Consider the following 19,188-nt stretch of genomic DNA (forward strand, 5'->3'; position numbering starts at 1 on the left):
CGCTCGCCCTTCTGGGCGCGCTCGGCGCGGTCCTGGCGCTCGCCGGCCTTGGCGCCCTTGCCCTCGGCGGTGTCCACGGCGGTCTCCGCCTTGGCCTCGGCGCGCTCCTCGGTGCGGACCTCGGTCCTGGCCTCGGCGCGGGCCTCGGCGGCCGGCTCGGGGCTGCCCGCGGCCGCGGTGGCGCGCCGGCGGCGGCGCTCGCCGGCCGGGGCCTCGTCGCTGCTGGGCTGGCCCGGGATCTCGATCTGCTGCTGGGCAGCCTTCTCGGCGGGCTTGTCGGCCGCGGTCTCACCCGTACGGGCGCGGGAGGTGGCGCGACGCTTCGGCTTGGTCTCGGTGGCCTCGGCGGCGGGGGCCTCGGCCTTGGCGGGCGCGGCGGAGCCGGCCTGCCTCTCCTTGATGACCTCGATCAGCTGGCCTTTGCGCATCCGCGCGGTGCCCTTGATGCCGAGGCCGGAAGCGAGCTGCTGGAGCTCGGCCAGGACCATGGCGTCGAGGCCCGTGCCCGAGCGGCGCCGCTTGGGGGCGGTGGCAGCACCGGTGGCAGGCGCGGCGGGAGCGTCCGTGGCGGGCGCGGAGGCATTGCCGGCGGCGCCGGCGTTCACGCCCATCAGATCGGTGGTGTCGCTCACGAAGGGGTCCTTCCCTGGAGCGGGCGTCGGCCTGTCTGGCTCGGCGACCGGTTGTGCTGTCCGGCTGCGGTCCTTGAGTGCGGACCGGCCGGGGCGGTGGTCCGCCGCGTTACGGCGGAAGAATCAGTGCATTGGTGCCGGCGTGAAGAATGAGGGAAGGGCACGACATAACGCTTCACTCATGTCGCCCACGCCGATTCCGGAGCGTGCTCGACTGCTCAGGCAGGCTGCTCAGGCAGTTTGGGAGGCTCCCGGAAGAAAAGCGGTCCCTGATCGGGACACAGCGCACCGAGCCGATGTGGCTTCGAGTGCAGACTTGAGGTTAACACTACCGGATCCCACAAACATTCCCCCTCTCCAAGACCGGCAACCGCGTTTTTCGTGGGCCCGGGGTTGCCCGGGCGCCACGGATCAGGCGAGCGGCAGCACGCTCGTCCCCCCGGCGTCGAGGGCCAGCCGGTTCGCCGCCCACCCCTCGCCCGCCAGCTGTGCGACCTTCTCGGCCGCACCGTTCTCGACCAGTGCGAGGACCGTGGGGCCCGCACCGGAGATGACTGCAGGGACGCCGTCCGCCCGCAGTCGGTTGACCAGGGCCACGCTCTCCGGCATCGCCGGGGCGCGGTACTCCTGGTGGAGCCGGTCCTCGGTGGCCGGCAGCAGCAGCTCGGGACGCCTGGTCATGGCCTCCACGAGCAGTGCCGCGCGCCCGGCGTTGGCGGCCGCGTCCACATGGGGGACGCTGCGCGGCAACAGCCCGCGCGCGGTCTCGGTCAATACGGGTCTCGACGGCACGAAGACCACCGGAACGATGGAATCCGCCGGGTCCATCCGAATGGCGCGGGCGACGCCCGACTCCATCCAGGCGAGGGTGAATCCACCGAGCAGACAGGCGGCGACGTTGTCCGGGTGGCCCTCGATCTCGGTGGCCAGCTCCAGCATCGCCGTGTCGTCCAGCCGCTCGGCCCCGCCTATGGTCACGGCGCGGGCGGCGACGATGCCCGCGCAGATCGCGGCGGAGGAGGAGCCCAGGCCCCGGCCGTGCGGAATGCGGTTGGCGCAGACGACCTCCAGGCCGCGCGGCTGGCCGCCGAGCAGGTCGAAGGTGGTGCGCAGGGACCGTACGAGAAGGTGGCGCTCGTCGCGCGGGAGGGTGTCGGCGCCCTCCCCGGCGATGTCGATGTGCAGCCCGGATTCCGCCACCCGGACCACGACGTCGTCGTAGAGCCCCAGGGACAGGCCGAGTGCGTCGAAGCCGGGGCCGAGGTTTGCGCTGGTGGCGGGGGTGCGCACTCGGACGGCGGCGGCGCGGAATGCGGGACCGGCCATCGCTCGATGACTCTCCTTGGTGTGGCCTTGGCAGGGCGTGCGACATCCGCAAGGGCCGCGACGGCAGCACCGCGTGGGGGCGGCACGGTCAGCGACGGGGCGGAGTGAGCACAGCCTATCGAAGGAAGGTTCAGTGGCGACATAGGGCGCACAGGAGGCGCACGATGCGTGTCGCGCCATCACCTGTGCTTCTTTGTCGGCTTTAAGTCCTGGTGAGCGGGTTGTCGGGGCGGTTTTCGGCCGCGTTCCCAGGCCGATTCTTCGACGGCCCCGACAAACCCGCCGGGTGGTTACGCCAGGCCGAGGTGCTCGGCGGCCGCGCCGGCGTCCACCGGCACGGTGACGGGCTGGGGCGCACCGGCCACCGCCCAGTCCGGGTCCTTCAGGCCGTTGCCCGTGACCGTGCAGACGATGCGCTGGCCCGGGTCGACGAGGCCCTGCTCCGCGGCCTTGAGCAGGCCGGCGACGCTCGCGGCCGAGGCCGGCTCGACGAAGACGCCCTCCTGCGAGGCCAACAGCCGGTAGGCGGCCAGGATCTGGCGGTCGGTCACCTCGTCGATGAGGCCGCCGGACTCGTCCCGGGCCTGCTCGGCGAACTGCCAGGAGGCCGGGTTGCCGATCCGGATCGCGGTGGCGATGGTGTGCGGGTCCTTCACCGGCACACCGCGCACGATCGGCGCGGAACCGGAAGCCTGGAATCCCCACATGCGGGGGGTGCGGGAGGCGACGGCGTCGGCCGCGTACTCCCGGTAGCCCTTCCAGTAGGCGGTGATGTTGCCCGCGTTGCCCACCGGCAGGACGTGGATGTCCGGCGCGTCACCGAGCGCGTCCACGATCTCGAACGCGGCGGTCTTCTGGCCCTCGATGCGCACCGGATTGACCGAATTGACCAGCGCCACGGGGTAGTTGTCCGACAGCGAGCGGGCCAGGTCCAGGCAGTCGTCGAAGTTGCCGTCGACCTGCAGGATGCGGGCGCCGTGGACGAGGGCCTGGCCCATCTTGCCGAGCGCGATCTTGCCCTGCGGCACCAGGACGGCACAGACCATGCCGGCCCGCACCGCGTAGGCCGCGGCGGAGGCGGAGGTGTTGCCGGTGGAGGCGCAGATGACGGCGCGCGCCCCCTCTTCCTTCGCCCGGGTGATGGCCATGGTCATGCCGCGGTCCTTGAAGGACCCGGTGGGGTTGGCGCCCTCGACCTTGAGGTGGACCTCGCAGCCCGTGCGCTCGGAGAGCACCTGCGCCGGGACGAGCGGGGTGCCGCCCTCGCGGAGGGTGACGACCGGCGTGTCGGCCGTGACCGGAAGACGGTCGCGGTACTCCTCGATGATGCCGCGCCACTGGTGGGTACCGGCGCTGCCGGGGCGGTTGGTGTTGGCAGACATAACGTTCGTAATCCCCTTAGATCCCGGTGCCCTACTCGCCCTCGACCCGCATGATGCTGGCCACGCCACGGACGGTCTCCAGCTTGCGCAGCGCCTCGACCGTCGCGGACAGCGCGGCGTCGGCGGCCCGGTGGGTGACCACGACGAGGGACGCCTCGCCGTCCTTGCCCTGCTGGCGGACCGTGTCGATGGACACCCCGTGCTCGGCGAAGACGGTGGCGACCTGGGCGAGCACACCCGGCTTGTCGGCCACGTCCAGGCTGATGTGATAGCGCGTCACCACGTCGCCCATCGGGCTCACCGGCAGCCGCGTGTAGGCGGATTCGCCCGGTCCGGTGGACTCGGCGAGCTTGTTGCGGCAGACGGCGACGAGGTCGCCGAGGACCGCGGAGGCGGTCGGCGAGCCGCCGGCGCCCGGCCCGTAGAACATCAGCTGCCCGGCCGCCTCGGCCTCGACGAACACCGCGTTGTACGCCTCGCGCACCGACGCCAGCGGGTGGCTGAGCGGAATCATCGCCGGGTGCACGCGGGCGGTGACCGACTGCCCGTCGGCGGCCCGCTCGCAGATCGCCAGGAGCTTGATGGTGCAGCCCATCTCCTTCGCCGAAGCGAAGTCCGAGGCGGTGACCTCCGTCATGCCCTCGCGATAGACGTCGTCGAGGCGGACCCGGGTGTGGAAGGCGATCCCGGCGAGGATGGCGGCCTTGGCCGCGGCGTCGAAGCCCTCCACGTCGGCCGTCGGGTCGGCCTCGGCGTAGCCGAGCGCCGTGGCCTCGTCGAGCGCCTCGGAGTAGCCGGCGCCGCTGGAGTCCATGCGGTCGAGGATGAAGTTGGTCGTGCCGTTGACGATGCCCAGCACGCGGTTGACCTTGTCGCCGGCCAGGGACTCGCGCAGCGGCCGGACCAGCGGGATGGCGCCGGCCACGGCGGCCTCGTAGTAGAGGTCCACCCCGTGCTGCTCGGCGGCGGCGTGCAGGGCGGCACCGTCCTGGGCGAGCAGCGCCTTGTTGGCCGAGACGACGCTGGCGCCGTGCTCGAAGGCCGTGGTGATCAGGGTGCGGGCGGGCTCGATGCCGCCGATGACCTCGACGGCGACGTCGATGTCGCCGCGTTTGACGAGGGCGGTGGCGTCGGTGGTGATCAGCTCGGCGGGCACGCCCTCGCGGACCCGGTCGGGGCGGCGCACGGCGATGCCGACGAGCTCGACGGGCGCCCCGACGCGCTGCGCGAGATCCTCCGCGTGCGTCGTCATGATGCGCGTCACCTCAGAGCCAACGACTCCACAGCCCAGCAGCGCCACCTTCAGCGGACGCGAACGCATCATCCGACCTCGTTTCTCACACATCTTTGGTAGATACCAGTCTCACTCACTGGATGGGGGATCCCTCCCCCGGTCCAGTATCCGAGATGCGTATGTCTGTTTCGATCACCCGACGTCGAGACGGAGAAGGTCCTCTTCCGTCTCGCGCCGGACGATCACACGCGCCTCGCCGTCCCGCACGGCCACCACCGGGGGCCGCAGGGCGTGGTTGTAGTTGCTCGCCATCGAGCGGCAGTACGCGCCGGTGGCCGGGACGGCGAGCAGGTCGCCGGGCGCCACGTCGGCGGGCAGGAAGGCGTCGCGCACGACGATGTCGCCGGACTCGCAGTGCTTGCCGACGACGCGGGAGAGCATCGGCTCGGCGGTGGAGGTGCGGGAGACCAGCGCGACGGAGTACTCGGCGTCGTAGAGCGCGGTACGGATGTTGTCGGACATACCGCCGTCGACGCTGACGTACGTCCGCAGCCCCGGGAGCTCCTTGATCGTGCCCACCTCGTACAGCGTGAACGCGGTGGGACCGACGATCGCCCGGCCCGGCTCGACGGAGATCCGCGGCACGGCGAGCCCTGCGGCCGCGCACTCGCGGGTGACGATGTCGCGCAGGGCCACGGCGATCTCGCGCGGCTCGCGCGGGTCGTCGTCGGAGGTGTACGCGATGCCGAGGCCGCCGCCCAGGTCGATCTCGGGCAGCTCGACGCCGTGCTCGTCACGGACCTCGGCGAGCAGCTTGACGACGCGGTGGGCCGCGACCTCGAAGCCGGACGTGTCGAAGATCTGCGAGCCGATGTGGGAGTGGATGCCGATGAGCTCCAGGGCGTCGAGCTTGAGCGCCCGGCGCACGGCCTCGGCCGCCTGTCCGCCGGCGAGCGGGAGGCCGAACTTCTGGTCCTCGTGGGCGGTGGCGATGAACTCGTGCGTGTGCGCCTCGACACCGACCGTCACCCGGATCTGCACGCGCTGGCGCTTGCCGAGCCGCTCGGCGATGTGCGCGACGCGCACGATCTCCTGGAAGGAGTCGAGCACGATGCGCCCGACGCCGGCCTCGACGGCCCGGGTGATCTCCTCGGCCGACTTGTTGTTGCCGTGCAGCGCGATGCGCTCGGCGGGCATGCCGGCCGCCAGCGCGGTGGCGAGCTCGCCGCCGGAGCAGACGTCGAGGTTGAGTCCCTCCTCGTGCAGCCAGCGCACGACGGCGCGGGACAGGAACGCCTTGCCCGCGTAGAAGACGTCGGCATCGGCCCCGAAGGCGTCCCGCCAGGCACGGCAGCGCGCCCGGAAGTCGTCCTCGTCGAGGAAGTAGGCGGGGGTGCCGAACTCCTCGGCGAGCTGCTTGACGCCGATCCCGCCGACGGTGACGACGCCCTCGGCGTCGCGGGCGACGGTACGGGACCACACGCGGGCGTCGAGCGCGTTGAGGTCGGCGGGCGGGGGGGTGTAGTGACCCTCGGGAAGGACGTCGGCGTAGCGGGGCCCGGCGGGGTGGGCGGAGCGGCTCATGGTGGCGATCCCCTTTTTACAGATGTGCGGGTGCGGTGATGCCGAGCTGGTGCAGGCCGTCAGCGAGCACCTTGCCCGTGGCCTCGGCGAGGGCCAGGCGGGCGCGGTGGACGACCGAGGGTTTCTCGTCCCCCCGGGGCAGCGTGGGACGGTCGGCCTGCCACCGCAGGAAGGCGTCGGCGACCCGCTCCAGATGCCGGGCGAGTCGCTCGGGGGCGCGCGTGGCGCTGATCCGGACGTGATCGGCGAGGGCGCCGAGCAGCGCGGCGGCGCTCTCGTCGGGGACGTCGCCGGCTTCGGGCGCGAAGCCCAGGTCCCCGGCGTTGCGCAGCAGCGCCCGGCTCCGGGCGTGGGCGTACCGGACGCGGAAGAGGGGGTTGGTCTCCCGCTGGACGAGCAGCAGGTCGCGGTCGAGGCCCGGGGGGCAGGTCAGGCTCCAGCGTGCGGCGTCGGAGCCGAGCCGGGCGAGGAGGGCGGCGGGGGGCTGCAGCGGGAGGGGCTCGCCGGCGGGTTCCGTGGCGAGGAGCTCGCGGACGATGTCGCCGCGGGAGGCGGTGTCGAGGGTGATGTTGAGGAAGCCGGGCCCGGCGATCTCGACGCGGGCGATGCCCGGCCGGCCGGCCAGCCGTCCCCGCAGCAGCTCGGCGATCTCCCGGGCGGGCCGCCCGCTCTCCTTGGCGAGCTGCAGCGCGACGTTGGTGGCGTAGTCCCCGCACCCCGGCCGGGGCGGCACCCGCACGCTCACCCGCGCCGGCACCGTGGCGCGCAGCTCGTCGGCCTCGACGGCGCAGCGCACGGTGTGCAACACGGTGCGGGAGAGATCGGCGGGGGTCACAGGGCAAGCCTAGGGGAGAAGGGGGCCCCTTCCGCGAACAGGTTTCACCCTGCGGGACGGACCACCGGCTCCGCGTCCCCCGGCGCCACGGCTCCGGGCATGAGCCGGCGCACCAGCCGGACCATCTCCGCCGGCTCGAAGGGCTTGGCCAGGAAGGCGTCCACCCCCGCGGACCACCCGGACTCGGCCTCGGGCTGCGTGCAGGCGCTGATGATCGCGATGGGAATGTCCCTGGTCCGCGCGTCGCCCCGCAACCGGGCCGCCGTCCGCAGCCCGTCGAGCCGGGGCATCACCACGTCCAGGGTCACCACATCGGGACGCACCCGGTGCACGATCTCCAGACACTCGGCACCATCGGCCGCGGTCACGACCTCGAAGCCTTCGAGCTCCAGGTTGACCCTGATCAACTGCCGGATGACCCTGTTGTCGTCCACAACAAGGACCCGGCCGGACAAGCCAGGCACACCCCGAGGGTAGGCGCGCCCCCCTTCCCGCGTCCGGCTTTTCCCCACTTCCACCCCGCCCGGGCGACCACCACCCCGTTTTCGATCACCGTTGCCGCACACCCCCCGGGAGCTGGTAATGTTCTTCCCGTCGCCGCGAACGAGCGGACGACACGCCCCCGTAGCTCAGGGGATAGAGCAACGGCCTCCGGAGCCGTGTGCGCAGGTTCGAATCCTGCCGGGGGCACTTCGCTTGAAGTGCCGAAAGACCCCGCCGTCAGCTGTGATGCTGAGGACGGGGTCTTTGCGTATGTGGGCGCTGCCCGGCCCCGGTCCCCCGGCGGTGCCGGGGGACCAGAGGTCGGGCGGCTACGGCCACGGCTGCGGCCGGGTCGGTCACCAGGGGTGGTTCTCGGCCAATGACGTGCTCAGCCCGCCGTTTCGCGCTCCTTGGACGATGCCCGGCGTGACGTCGGACGGTCCAGGTGGACGACCACGGTGGTGTAGAACCGGTGCACGGCTTCGTCGACGCTTCGGATGAAGCCGGACTCGGCGTTGCCGCGGGTGCTTCCCATGCCCTTGGAGAGGGACAGGCGGAAGCCCGTGATCCTGGTGCCGTTGTCCTTCGGGAGCATGTCCGCCGGCTCGGGGCGGAGCCGCTCCAGTGTGCCTCGCGGGCCTCCTGCCTCGCCTTCGACCAGGGTCTCGACGTGAAGGTCTGCCGGGGCCTCGGCCAGGTGCCGGACGAGCCGCTTGGCCCAGGCCAAGGGGTAGCCCTGCTCGGGGGCGGGGATCTCGATCGAGGTACGCAGTTTCCCGGTACGCAGGTCGGCGACGATCGTGAGAACGCCGGGCGGGCCCTCGATGCGCAGCTCGGCCTGAAGCTTTCCGTCCAGACAGAGCCGGTCCGCCAGGGCGGCCCGGCGGGCTCCCGGGTCGCTTCCGCGCTTGGCGCGCTGAACGGGCAGCACCTTCTGTCCGAGTTCGCCGCCCAGGGTGAGGCAGACCTGGCGAATAAGGCGCTCCCAGCTCTCGACCACCTCACGTGCGCGCGAATCTCCCTGGCACAGGGTCTCGTCGTCAATCCCGTTGCGCACCGGAACCCAGGCCGCGCCCATGTTCTGGAATCCGTGACATCCGGAGTTCTCGTGCTGCAGGTAGTGCAGCAATTCCTGGAGCAGCCAGGCGTGTGCCAGGTTGCCGACGCCCTCGTGCCGGATCAGCATCTGCGCCTGGTATGCGACTTCGGCCCATGAAAGGTGGCGGAGGGCCACCTTGTGCTTGCGTCGTCCGTCGATCTTCACGTCGACGAGCGGACTGCCCTCCAGCGCAACGTCGTTCGACAGTGTGATCACGGCCTCGTAGCCCCGGCGTGCGGCGATGTCCATGTACGCCTGCACCTGATCGGACTTCAAGGAGTTGCCGTTGGTCTTGGTCTCGACCAGCGCCGTCCACAGCTTGCCGGCCCGCTCGACGCGGATCACGCCGTCGGGGCGTCGCGGCGTATCGCCGTGTGGCATGGAGACCTCCGTGAACGTCTCCATGCGGCCCGCCGGTGCTCCGAACGCAGCGGTGAGCCGTCTGCCGAACTCCGGCACCTGTGCCATCACCGACAGGAGCACGGAGGTGGCCCGCGTTTCGCGGTCCCGGTCGCTCTTGAGGGCCGAGACGGGAAAGAGCCTGGCCTGCTTCCAGGCACTGTTCTCCGCGAGGGACTTCTTGCCCGCCTTGGGGAGGGTGACCTTCTTCTTGGCGGTACGGGGCCGGGCGGGCGCCTTTCGCGGCTCGAACTCGTCGCCGGGCTGCCGGGGTGCCGGTACGGCTTCCGGGGCCGGCGGACCCGGCTCAGCAACTGCGGCCGGAACGGTCGTCGTCACCTGCTCGTCGCTCGCGGCGCCGTCCAGCGCTTCCTCTGTGGCTGCGTCGTCGTCGACGTCGACTCCGAAGTCCATGGCCAGCCCAGCCAGGCCCGTGTCGTATCCCTGTCCGACGGCCCGGAACTTCCACTCCCCCGCCCGCCGGTACAGCTCAGCGAAGATGAACGCGCTCACCGAGCCGGCGTCGTCGATGGCGAACCGGAGGAGGTTCTCGCCGCCCCCGTCGGCCAGCATCACCGTGAGGGCGTCCAGCTCCCCGAAGCGAGCCCCGTGGTACCGGCTGGCAGCCACGACGATCCGGTCGACGTCGGACGGTATCGCGGTCAGGTCGAAGCTGATCCGGTCCTCGTTGCCGTCCGCCGTGGGCGTCTTGCCCAGCAGTTGCACGCTTCCGTCAGCGGCCACCGGGTTGTTGTAGAAGTAGAAATCGGCGTCGCTGCGCACCTTGCCGTTCTCGTCCAACAGCAGGACGGAGACGTCCGCGTCGCCTTCACCGGTCGGGCTGAGCCAGCCCAGGCTGACGATGACGGAACCGGTGTTCTCGCTCAGGGTCGCCAGAGCCACGTTGGCACCCTTGACCATTTCCAGCACATGCCCCCCTATATCCCCATGTATCAGGCACGAACACATCACCACTTCACACGCCCGCCCCACAACACGATGTGATGTGCTGCACATTGAAAACTGTAGTACTTATGGGCCGGACGCCCGGGCGATCTCACGCAATCCTGTGGGTGCCTGACGTGCGAACACACCCCGGACGCACCGAGCCCCCGGCGCCGACGGGGGGCGGGCCGGGGGCTCGGGGGTGGGCGGCTGCGGGGGATTCAGCCGCCCCAGCTGCTGTCATTGGTGCCCTTCGTGCCGGAGCGCTGGGCCGGCACGGGGGTGACAACGACATGCTGGGAGGAGGCGCTCGCCTGGGTGGCCGTGGGGGTGGAGTCGGCCGTGAGGCCGGGGGCGGCCAGGGCGAGCAGGGCCGCGGCCACCGGAAGGGTGACCAGGGCGGCGATGCGCTTCATGGAGTCCTCTTGAGATCGCGGGGTGTGGAGGGGGCGCCGGTGTCGGCCGACAGGACCAATATGCGGGGATGTGCGGCCCGGCAGCCAGGGATCACGCGTGTCACCAAACTGCCGTGCACGAAAGAGAATGGGGGATAAATCGGGGCAATGCTGGGGTTAGTGGGGAGTTTAGGCCGCTGTTGCGGTGATGCCTGGGCCTGCCTCGCGGAAGACCCGGTAGAGGTCCGGCTGGTCGGCCAGGAAGATGCGGTCGTGCGGGGTGGAGTGGCGCAGTACCAGGGCCGGCCAGGGGGAACGGGCTATGGGGACGGTGGGGTTGCGTACGCTCCTGTCGTTGTTCTCGGGGAAGAACTCGCCGGTCGTCAGGCCCTGCGCCAGGAGGTGCGGCTTCACCCGGCGGCGGACCTCGGTCAGGACGCGGTCCGGTACGGCCAGGGCCGTGTACACCACGATCCGGCAGCTCAGCAGCGCCTGTGCGGGGGCCAGCCGGCCGGCCTCCTCGGCGAACTCGCGTGCCGAGCGGCGCAGATGCGTCACCAGGTCCGTGGCGCAGACGCCCGGCAGTCCGCACTCGGTCAGCTCGACCCGTTCCTCCCGCAGCGCCCTGGGCATGTACGGGCAGAGCGTGCCGGGCCTGCCGAGGGCCGGGACGGGGGTGCCCAGCTCGTCGCGTGCCCAGCGGGCCGTCTCCGCCGCCCAGGCAGGGGCCGTGGGGTCGTCCAGGACCCGGGAGGCGTTCACGGGGATCCCGGTGGAAGGGAAGGGCATTCGGCCCCCTCTCGAACGGTTTGTACGAGAGAGTCTTCTGCCCCCGTCCACCCCCCTCAAGTCACGTGATGTCGGGACCCGTGCACCGCGTCCAGGGGCCCCGGCGCGGCATCGATGCGGCCGGTGCGGCCACGTGGGGGCGGCCGAACGAGGCGGCGAGCAGGGCCAGCTGGGTGCGGTTGCGGATGCCCGTCTTGCCGCGGATCCGGCGCAGGTAGGTGTCGACGGTGTGGGCGCTGACGCCCATGCGGCGGGCGATCGCGGCGTAGGTGTGACCGTCCGCGAGGTGGCCGAGCACTTCGAGCTCGCGCTCGGAGAGCACCGCCAGGGGTTGCGGGATCCCTTGAGTCATCCTGTCGTGTCGCCTTCCTGTGGGGGCGCGGGCGCCGTCGGTTCACCGCAATACGGGCATTCGTCGTTAAGATCCGCACAGCGGTTCGGGCCCGGGACATCCCGTGGTGGGGGCTTGGCCGGCGGGTCCAGCCTGCCGGATTCCCGGTTCCGCCACCACGCACGGAACGGATCACCAAGCTGCCTGGCAGCAAGGCGAGCAGGGGATGAGTATGGACATACGCGACGATCGCGCCTCTGAGCCCTCATCGGCACCCTCGACGGGCCGCGCGGCGGGCCCCGCGGCCCCCCTGCAGGGCCCACCACCGTCGCCCGTTCCACCCCTTCAGGCCGTCCTGCCCCTGCAGACAGACCCACCGGCCCTGTCCGCCCCGCCCGTCCTCGGCGGGGACGAGACCGCCGTCTACGGCTGGGTCCTCGACCACCAGAGCGCCGACCCCCTGCGGGCCGCCGCCGACCTCGGCAGCACCCCGGAGGCGTGCCGCGCGGCGCTCGACCGGCTGATCGCCCTCCGGCTGGTCGTCCCGGAGCCCGTCGCCGGGGCGGACCCCGGCCGCCCGGCCCCGGCCCGCGCCGTCGACCCCGACGCCGTCGTCACCGCGATCACCGCACCCTTACAGGAGACGATCCACGAGAGCCAACTCCGGCTCCAGCGCGTGCGCGACGACTTCGAACGGCTCAGAGAACGCTTCCTGCGCGGCCGCGCCGGAGCCTCCCCGTGCTCGCTGGAGGTCATCCCCAGTCTGGAGGAGGTCCGCGCCGCACTCAACCGTGCCTCCGCCGAGTGCCGCACGGAGATGATGACCAGCCAGCCCGGCGGCACCCGCGACCCCGAGGCCATGACGGAGGCCCTCGCCCGCGACACCGCCCTGCTCGAACGCGGCATCCGGATCCGCACCCTCTACCACCACACCGCCCGTTTCAACGGGCCCAGCCAGGCGTACGTCGCCGCGGCCTCGGCGCTGGGAGCGGAGTACCGCACCGCGCACGAGCTGTTCGGCCGGATCATCATCTTCGACCGCGCCCTGGCCTTCATCCCCGATCACCTCGGCAGCTGGGGCGCCGTCGCCATCCGCGAGCCGTCCGTCGTCGCCTACCTCTGCGAGATCTTCGAACAGACCTGGACCCACGCCACGCTCTTCTCCGAGGCCGGCCAGGACGGGCTCGAACGCGTCGCCAAGGAGGTCGACCTCACGATCATCCGGCTGCTCGCCGCCGGCCTGAAGGACGAGTCCATCGGCCGCAGGCTGGGCATGTCCCTGCGCACGACCCGCCGGCACATCGCCGACATCATGGAGACGCTGGGCGCCGAAAGCCGCTTCCAGGCCGGGATCCTGGCCTCCCGGGCCGGGCTGATCGACGACGGGACGGACAACGGCGGGACGAACGACAGCGGGACGAACGGCAGTGGAGCGGCCGCCGCTCCCGGCGGCGCCCCGGCCCCGAAGCCGTAACACCCCCTTCACGGGACCGTGAATTCGTGACTGGCGCGCCGCCGCCGGCCGGGGCAGGCTCCCTCCAGGAGCCGACCGGCCGGAGGGGACCGTGCACAACGCCGACGTCAGGGACGCGGTCCGCTCGTACGCCGCGGACATCGTGCTCGCCCTGTCGGTGCACCGCGGTGTCGGCCCCGCCCTGGTGTGGCCGGACACCGAGCCGTCCGGTCTCCTCGACGGGCTCGCCACCCACGCGGCGGCCCGGCTGGCCGCCGCGCCGTCCGAGTTGCCCGAGCCGCCCGAGCCGTCCCCGGCGGCGCTCGTCCCGGCCGGGCCCGAAGCCGGTCCGTTGTCCGGCTTCCTGGCCGAGGCGCTCGGCTGTGCCGTGACCGCCCGCTACGGCTACGCGCCGCCCGGGGTCCCGGGCCGCGAGCTCCCGGCCGGCGGTGACCTGCTGGTCATTCCCGTCGACCGCGGCTGCGACTGCAGCGTCCACCCGCCGGCCCGTCCCGGCCCCTTGCGCATGCGCCTGCTCAAGGGGGAGGTGCTCTACGTGCCGCAGGACTTCACCATGCGGGTCTCCGGACGGCACGCGTCCTCGCCGTTGCTGGTCATCACCTTCCCCTCCCCCGGCGTCCCGGGCCTCAGATCTTCGGGAAGTCGAATCCGTACCCCTGCTCCTTGAGCCAGGTGATGCAGCGGGCCAGCGCCTCGACGCTCTGGCTGCGCTCCCCTCCGCCGTCGTGGAGGAGGATTATGGGTCCGTTGCCGATCTCGCGCTTGACCGTTTCGACGATGCGTTCCACGCCCGGCCGCTGCCAGTCGTGGGTGTCGACGCTCCAGCCCAGCGGCCGCATGCCGGCGCGGGCGGCGACCTGACGGCTGTAGGGGGTGAAGGCGCCGCCGGGAGCGCGGTAGTAGCGGACCTTGGCGCCGCCGCCCGCCACGTCCTCGATCATCTTCTGGGCGTCGAGGACCTGTTGCCTCTGGTAGTCCTCGGAGCGCTTGTCCATCGCGGTGTTGTGGTCGACGGAGTGGTCGCAGAGCCGGTGGCCGTCGGCGACGACCTGCTTGACGAGCCCCGGGAACGCCTTGGCCGACGGGCCGATCATGCAGAAGGTGGCCTTGATGCCGTTCTCCTTCAGCACGGCCAGCGTCTTCGGCGTCCACTTCGGGTCGGGCCCGTCGTCGATGGTGAGGGCGACGGTCCGACCGCCGCGCTCGGTCTCGTGGGCCAGCTCCGCCGACACCGGGCCGGACGGCCCGGCGTCGGGGGCCGGCCCGGTCGTTCCCGGCGTGCCGGTGTGCCCCTTCCCCCCGTCGGGGGCCGGCACCACCGGCCCCTGGGTGAACGGGTCCCTGCCGCCGGAGTCCTCCGTGGCCACCGCCACGGTCCCCGATATCACCCCCGCGAGCGCCAGTACCCCTCCCGCTGCGATCGCGATGTGCCGCCTCTGGGCAGTCAGTCGAGCCATGGACTTCCCACACCCCCTCGCGCACCCGTGTGTGTCCCTGCCCGCGTAGACGGCTGCCTACCGCACGACGTTCCGTCACGCGTCATTGCTCACAGAATTCAGACAGGACACCCACCCGGTCCATGTAAAGTCCCGGATTAGCGCACTACTGTTACTCTTCCGCGACCGCTTCGGCGATCGCGGAGGCGATCTCCTCCTTGCGTGCGGCCTCTTCCGCCGCGAATCGGCGGGCGTCGATCTCCTCGGCGATCTCCTCGTCCTGCGCCATGAGTTGATCGAGATTCGCATCACCCATCTCGAACACCCCCATGTCCGCGTAGGCCCGCTGGAGCCTTTCGCCCCACAGGCCGATGTCCCGCACACACGGCACAATGCGGCTGAAGAGCAACTTCCGGAAGATCTGCAGGTACTCGGAGCGCTCGCTGAGCCGGGCGGCCTCGGCGGCCGGGATGCCGAAGCCGGTCAGCACCTCCTCGCCGCGCAGCCGGTCGCGCATCAGGTAGCAGCCCTCGATCACGAACTCCTCGCGCTCGCGCAGTTCGGCGTCGGAGAGCTGTTTGTAGTAGTCCCGCAACGCCATCCGGCCGAAAGCGACGTGGCGTGCCTCGTCCTGCATGACATAGGCAAGGATCTGCTTCGGAAGGAATTTTTCCGTCGAATCCCGCAGCATTCCGAAGGCGGCGAGGGCAAGGCCCTCGATCAATACCTGCATACCGAGGTAGGGCATGTCCCAGCGGGAGTCGCGCAAGGTGTCGTCCAGCAGCGACTGCAGACTGGTGTTGGCCGGATAGAGCATTCCGATCTTCTCGTGCAGGAACCGGCTGTAGATTTCCACGTGCCGCGCCTCGTCCATGGCCTGGGTGGCGGAGTAGAACTTCGCGTCCAGGTCCGGCACGGACTCCACGATGCGGCTCGCGCAGACCAGCGCCCCCTGTTCCCCGTGCAGGAACTGGCTGAACTGCCAGGAGGCGTAGTGGCGGCGCAGCTCGCGCTTGTCGGCCTCGCTCATCTTCGTCCAGTACGGGGTGCCGTGGATGACGAGGTTCTCGTCGGGCACGCCGAGGGGGTCGTAGGGGTCGACCTCCTGGTCCCAGTCGATGCGCTTGGCGGCGTCCCACTGCTTGTCCTTGCCCTTGCGGTAGAGGGCGAGGAGCCGTTCGCGGCCGTCGTCGTAGTCCCAGGCGAAGCGGGCGGCGCCGGTCGCGGGCACCTCCCAGGTGGGGCTGCCGGGGTCCTGTACGTAGAGCTCACGGGTCGTCATGGACGTCTCCTGTCGCTTGCCGGCGTGGCGCGCGTGGGTCATCGGCAGGCTCACACGGGTTTTGTCGCGGGGTCAATCACCCGGAGGGTGCGGTGCGGCAGGGCTTGACGCCCCTTGCTGACAAGCGGTCTCATAAGAACTTACCTGGGGTAACTCGAACATGAGGTGGAACCGGCCATGACGACCACGCCCGATGGACACCTGCTCCGGCTCCAGGACGCGCTGGGTCCGCTCAAGGACCGCGAGCACGTCGCCGAGCGCCTGCTCGACGCCTCCGCGAAGCACTCCTTCGACCCCGACACCGAGCTCGACTGGGCCGCACCCCCCGAGCCCGGCAAGTGGTACTGGCCCCCGGAGCTGGTCTCCCTCTACGGGACCCCGCTGTGGCGGCGGATGCCGCAGGAGCAGCGCATGGAGCTCGCCCGGCACGAGGCGGCCGCGCTCGCCTCGCTGGGCATCTGGTTCGAGATCATCCTGATGCAGCTGCTGGTCCGGCACGTCTACGACAAGCCCGTCACCAGCGCGCACGTCCGCTACGCGCTCACCGAGATCGCGGACGAGTGCCGCCACTCGACGATGTTCGCCCGCATGATCGAGAAGGGCGGCGCCCCCGCCTACCCCGTCGGCCGGCTCCACCACAACCTGGCCCGGGTCCTGAAGACCGTCTCGACCACGCCGGGCTCCTTCGCCTGCACCCTCCTCGGCGAGGAGATCCTCGACCACATGCAGCGGCTGACCTTCCCCGACGAGCGCGTCCAGCCCCTCGTCCGCGGCGTCACCCGCATCCACGTCGTGGAGGAGGCGCGTCACGTGCGCTACGCCCGCGAGGAGTTGCGGCGCCAGATGGCCTCCTGTCCGCGCTGGGAGGCCGCGCTGACGCGCGTCAGCGCGGGCGAGGCGGCCCGCGTCTTCTCCGTCGCGTTCGTCAACCCGCAGGTCTACACCAACGTCGGCCTGGACCGCCGCGAGGCCGTCGCCCAGGTCAGAGCCAGCGCCCATCGCCGCGAGGTGATGCAGACGGGCGCCCGCCGCCTCACGGACTTCCTCGACGAGATCGGGGTGCTGCGGGGCGTGGGCCGGCGGCTGTGGAAGAGCTCGGGCCTGCTGGCCTGAGGGCCTCCGGGCACCCGGCGGGGCTCCGGGGCCGCGGGGCGGCCCGTTACCCTGCCGTGCATGACCGGCAGCGGAACCGCCTCCTACCGCAGGCTCAGCGTCCCCGAGCGCCGCGCCCAGCTGATCGCCGCGGCGCTCGGCCTCTTCGCGCACCGCGCGCCCGAGGACGTCTCCCTCGACGACGTCGCGGCCGCCGCCGAGGTCTCCCGGCCGCTGGTCTACCGCTACTTCCCCGGCGGAAAGCCGCAGTTGTACGAGGCCGCCCTGCGCAGCGCGGCCGACGACCTGGAGCTGTGCTTCGCGGAGCCGCAGACCGGCCCCCTCACCGGCCGGCTCGCCGCCGCGCTCGACCGCTACCTCGCCTTCGTCGACGAGCACGACGCCGGCTTCAGCGCGCTGCTGCAGGGCGGCAGCGTCGCGGAGACCTCCCGCACGGGCGCCATCGTCGACGAGGTGCGCAGGGCCGCCGCGGGCCAGATCCTCAAGCACCTGGCGGTGCCCGACCCGGGGGTACGGCTGCGCATGATGGTGCGCACGTGGATAACGGCCGTCGAGGCGGCGTCCCTGATCTGGCTGGACGAGGAGAAGCAGCCGCCCCTGCCGGAGCTGCGCGACTGGCTGGTCGACCACTTCGTGGCCCTGCTGACGGCCACGGCGGCGAGCGACCCGCAGACGGCCTCGGTCACCCGGGCCGCGCTGGCCATGGAGCCGGGCGACGGGCCGGTGGGCGAGCTGGCCCGCCGGGTGGCGCCGGTCGTCGCGGAGGCCCGGCACCTGCTGTGACCCCGCCCCGGCGGCGGTATCCGAGTGACCCGGAGGGCCTCCGCGGCCCCTGCTACCGGAGGCGGGGCGCCGCTGACGGAGACTGGGCGGCGTGAGAAGCGAAGAGACGCCCTTCGAGGGCGGCCCGCTGGACGGGCGCGTGCTGCCCGTGCTCGTGGGCGTGAACGGGCTGCCGCCCAAGACGTACAAGGTCCCCGTGCCGGCCGTCGAGGAGGGCGGAGCGCCGACCGTGTACGTCTACCGGCGCGTCCCGGCGGCCACCACGCGCCGGCTCGGGCTGCCGAAGGGGTGGAAGTACCTCTACGACCGCGAGGGCACCGGAGGCGACGGCGGTCTGCGCTGGCCCTGGACCCGTCCGCCGCAGCAGCCCCCGGCGTCCTAGCCGCCACGTGAGTGACGAACCGTCAACGGAGAGTAAATCAGATTAGGCGGTTTCGCCCGCAGCGCCCCTGTTAGTAATACTGCGCATGGCACGATCCTCCAGAAGGGCGTGATCATGCCTGCCAACGGAGGTGACCCTGTGTCAGGACGGTTCGTGCGCACGGTGTGCACGGCGGCGCTCGTGGCGGGCACCGCGTTCGCCGCCGTACCCCCGCCGCCGGCGGGCGCGGCGCCCGCCGCACCCGCCGCCCCGCCGGACCAGCCGGTCAGTGCGCTGCTGAACCGGCTCCAGACGCTCTACCGGGAGGCCGAGGAGGCCAGCGAGACCTACAACGCGACCGAGGAGAAGCTGAAGAAGCAGCGCGCCGAGGTCGAGCGGCTCACCGACGAACTCGCCGACGCCCGCATCGCGCTGACCGACAGCCGCAACGACGCCGGCCGGCTCGCCCGGGAGCAGTACCGCGGCAGCCGCGGCAGCTCCCTCTCCCCCTACATGGAGTTCCTGCTCAGCGCCGACCCCCAGCAGGCCCTGGACCGCAGCCACGAGATCCGGCGGGCGGCCGGCCGCCGGGCGTCCACCGTGGACCGCCTCTCCAGCGGTGAGCAGCGGGCCGCCGGCCTCGCCCAGCGGGCCCGCCAGGCGCTCAACGACCAGCTGACCCTGGCCGCCGAACAGAAGAAGCAGCAGGACGCGGTCAAGCGGAAGCTGGCCGAGGTCGAGCGGCTGCTGGCCTCGCTGTCCCCGTCCCAGCTCGCCGAGCTGCGCACGCTGGAGCAGCGCGGCATAAGCGAAGCCCAGCGCAAGCTGCTCGCCTCCGGTGCGCTCGGCCCGCGCGCGCTCGGCGCCGCCCAGGCGCCGTCCAGAGCGGGCAGCAAGGCCCTGGAGTACGCCTTCCAGCAGGTCGGCAAGCCCTACGTGTGGGGCGCGACGGGCCCGGACTCCTTCGACTGCTCCGGGCTGACCTCCCAGGCGTGGGCGCGGGCGGGCGGCGCCATCCCCCGCACCAGCCAGGAGCAGTGGAAGTCGCTGCCCAGGGTGCCGCTGAACCGGCTGCGCCCCGGCGACCTCGTCCTGTACTTCGAGGGCGCCACGCACGTGGCCCTCTACATCGGCAACGGGCAGGTGGTCCAGGCCCCCCGGACCGGCGACGTCGTCAAGATCTCCCCCATCGCCGCCAACCCGCTGCTGGGCGCGGTCCGCCCGGACGCGGACCAGGCGCCGATGGACTCCTACACACCGCCGGTACCGCCCGCCGGCTGACGCGGGCCGGGCGGCCGCGGGGTC

The 19,188-nt window shown here is 71.8% G+C and carries 19 protein-coding genes and 1 tRNA gene; 7 read left to right on the top strand and 13 right to left on the bottom strand.

Annotation, left to right across the window (positions count from 1 at the left end; genetic code table 11):
* The 7 genes from LE181_RS26190 to LE181_RS26220 all read right to left on the bottom strand — a co-directional run.
* Window positions 1–632, bottom strand: a 632-nt coding sequence (locus LE181_RS26190; protein WP_225663967.1) for a Rho termination factor N-terminal domain-containing protein, incomplete at its 3' end; no start/stop codon positions are given.
* A gap of 411 nt (window positions 633–1,043) precedes the next feature.
* On the bottom strand, window positions 1,044–1,958 hold the full coding sequence (gene thrB, locus LE181_RS26195; RefSeq protein WP_225663968.1) for a homoserine kinase: 915 nt from the start codon (window positions 1,956–1,958) through the stop codon (window positions 1,044–1,046).
* 290 nt (window positions 1,959–2,248) lie between these two features.
* Complete coding sequence (gene thrC, locus LE181_RS26200; protein ID WP_225663969.1) at window positions 2,249–3,340, bottom strand: threonine synthase; 1,092 nt, start codon at window positions 3,338–3,340, stop codon at window positions 2,249–2,251.
* Between the two features lie 31 nt (window positions 3,341–3,371).
* Window positions 3,372–4,664, bottom strand: coding sequence for a homoserine dehydrogenase (locus LE181_RS26205; protein ID WP_225663970.1), 1,293 nt, complete (start codon window positions 4,662–4,664; stop codon window positions 3,372–3,374).
* 102 nt (window positions 4,665–4,766) lie between these two features.
* A complete protein-coding gene (gene lysA, locus LE181_RS26210) occupies window positions 4,767–6,158 on the bottom strand; it encodes a diaminopimelate decarboxylase (RefSeq protein ID WP_225663971.1) in 1,392 nt (463 codons plus the stop codon).
* A gap of 16 nt (window positions 6,159–6,174) precedes the next feature.
* Complete coding sequence (gene nrtL / locus LE181_RS26215) at window positions 6,175–6,993, bottom strand: ArgS-related anticodon-binding protein NrtL (RefSeq protein WP_225663972.1); 819 nt, start codon at window positions 6,991–6,993, stop codon at window positions 6,175–6,177.
* 44 nt (window positions 6,994–7,037) lie between these two features.
* The gene (locus tag LE181_RS26220) at window positions 7,038–7,505 is read right to left on the bottom strand and encodes a response regulator (RefSeq protein WP_372458503.1); all 468 of its coding nucleotides are present in this window, start codon (window positions 7,503–7,505) and stop codon (window positions 7,038–7,040) included.
* A 106-nt stretch (window positions 7,506–7,611) separates the two neighbouring features.
* Here LE181_RS26220 and LE181_RS26225 point away from each other — a divergent pair.
* A tRNA-Arg gene (locus LE181_RS26225) sits at window positions 7,612–7,683 on the top strand.
* A gap of 181 nt (window positions 7,684–7,864) precedes the next feature.
* On the opposite strand, the gene LE181_RS26230 is transcribed toward LE181_RS26225, so the two are convergent.
* The 4 genes from LE181_RS26230 to LE181_RS26245 all read right to left on the bottom strand — a co-directional run bounded on the left by LE181_RS26230 (window position 7,865) and on the right by LE181_RS26245 (window position 11,455).
* Complete coding sequence (locus LE181_RS26230) at window positions 7,865–9,895, bottom strand: TerD family protein (RefSeq protein WP_225663993.1); 2,031 nt, start codon at window positions 9,893–9,895, stop codon at window positions 7,865–7,867.
* Between the two features lie 245 nt (window positions 9,896–10,140).
* Window positions 10,141–10,335 carry a hypothetical protein gene (locus tag LE181_RS26235; protein ID WP_225663974.1) on the bottom strand — a complete coding sequence of 65 codons (195 nt, stop codon included), beginning with the start codon at window positions 10,333–10,335 and terminating at the stop codon, window positions 10,141–10,143.
* 168 nt (window positions 10,336–10,503) lie between these two features.
* Entirely contained in the window at window positions 10,504–11,103 is a 600-nt protein-coding gene (locus LE181_RS26240) for a DUF6875 domain-containing protein (RefSeq protein ID WP_225663975.1), read from the bottom strand.
* 61 nt (window positions 11,104–11,164) lie between these two features.
* The gene (locus LE181_RS26245) at window positions 11,165–11,455 is read right to left on the bottom strand and encodes a response regulator transcription factor (protein ID WP_225663976.1); all 291 of its coding nucleotides are present in this window, start codon (window positions 11,453–11,455) and stop codon (window positions 11,165–11,167) included.
* 205 nt (window positions 11,456–11,660) lie between these two features.
* On the opposite strand from LE181_RS26245, the gene LE181_RS26250 reads away from it, so the two are divergent.
* The gene (locus tag LE181_RS26250) at window positions 11,661–12,908 is read left to right on the top strand and encodes a helix-turn-helix transcriptional regulator (protein WP_225663977.1); all 1,248 of its coding nucleotides are present in this window, start codon (window positions 11,661–11,663) and stop codon (window positions 12,906–12,908) included.
* 91 nt (window positions 12,909–12,999) lie between these two features.
* Window positions 13,000–13,575, top strand: coding sequence for a hypothetical protein (locus LE181_RS26255; protein WP_225663978.1), 576 nt, complete (start codon window positions 13,000–13,002; stop codon window positions 13,573–13,575).
* Here LE181_RS26255 and LE181_RS26260 read toward each other — a convergent pair.
* Window positions 13,535–14,365, bottom strand: coding sequence for a polysaccharide deacetylase family protein (locus LE181_RS26260; protein WP_225663979.1), 831 nt, complete (start codon window positions 14,363–14,365; stop codon window positions 13,535–13,537). The two genes, LE181_RS26255 and LE181_RS26260, sit on opposite strands and share 41 nt — an antisense overlap.
* A gap of 151 nt (window positions 14,366–14,516) precedes the next feature.
* The gene (locus LE181_RS26265; RefSeq protein ID WP_225663980.1) at window positions 14,517–15,626 is read right to left on the bottom strand and encodes a ferritin-like domain-containing protein; all 1,110 of its coding nucleotides are present in this window, start codon (window positions 15,624–15,626) and stop codon (window positions 14,517–14,519) included.
* A gap of 177 nt (window positions 15,627–15,803) precedes the next feature.
* Here LE181_RS26265 and LE181_RS26270 point away from each other — a divergent pair, with 177 nt between their 5' ends.
* The 4 genes from LE181_RS26270 to LE181_RS26285 all read left to right on the top strand — a co-directional run bounded on the left by LE181_RS26270 (window position 15,804) and on the right by LE181_RS26285 (window position 19,164).
* The gene (locus tag LE181_RS26270; protein WP_225663981.1) at window positions 15,804–16,739 is read left to right on the top strand and encodes an AurF N-oxygenase family protein; all 936 of its coding nucleotides are present in this window, start codon (window positions 15,804–15,806) and stop codon (window positions 16,737–16,739) included.
* A 60-nt stretch (window positions 16,740–16,799) separates the two neighbouring features.
* A complete protein-coding gene (locus LE181_RS26275; RefSeq protein WP_225663982.1) occupies window positions 16,800–17,522 on the top strand; it encodes a TetR/AcrR family transcriptional regulator in 723 nt (240 codons plus the stop codon).
* 91 nt (window positions 17,523–17,613) lie between these two features.
* Window positions 17,614–17,904: a DUF8847 domain-containing protein gene (locus LE181_RS26280; RefSeq protein WP_225663983.1), complete on the top strand. Its 291-nt coding sequence runs from the start codon at window positions 17,614–17,616 to the stop codon at window positions 17,902–17,904.
* Between the two features lie 138 nt (window positions 17,905–18,042).
* Window positions 18,043–19,164, top strand: a complete 1,122-nt coding sequence (locus LE181_RS26285) for a C40 family peptidase (protein WP_225663984.1) — start codon at window positions 18,043–18,045, stop codon at window positions 19,162–19,164.
* The last annotated feature ends 24 nt before the right edge of the window (window positions 19,165–19,188 follow it).

Origin of the sequence: Streptomyces sichuanensis (genome assembly GCF_020328095.1) — a bacterium.
Classification (GTDB): Bacteria; Actinomycetota; Actinomycetes; order Streptomycetales; family Streptomycetaceae; genus Streptomyces; species Streptomyces cinnamoneus.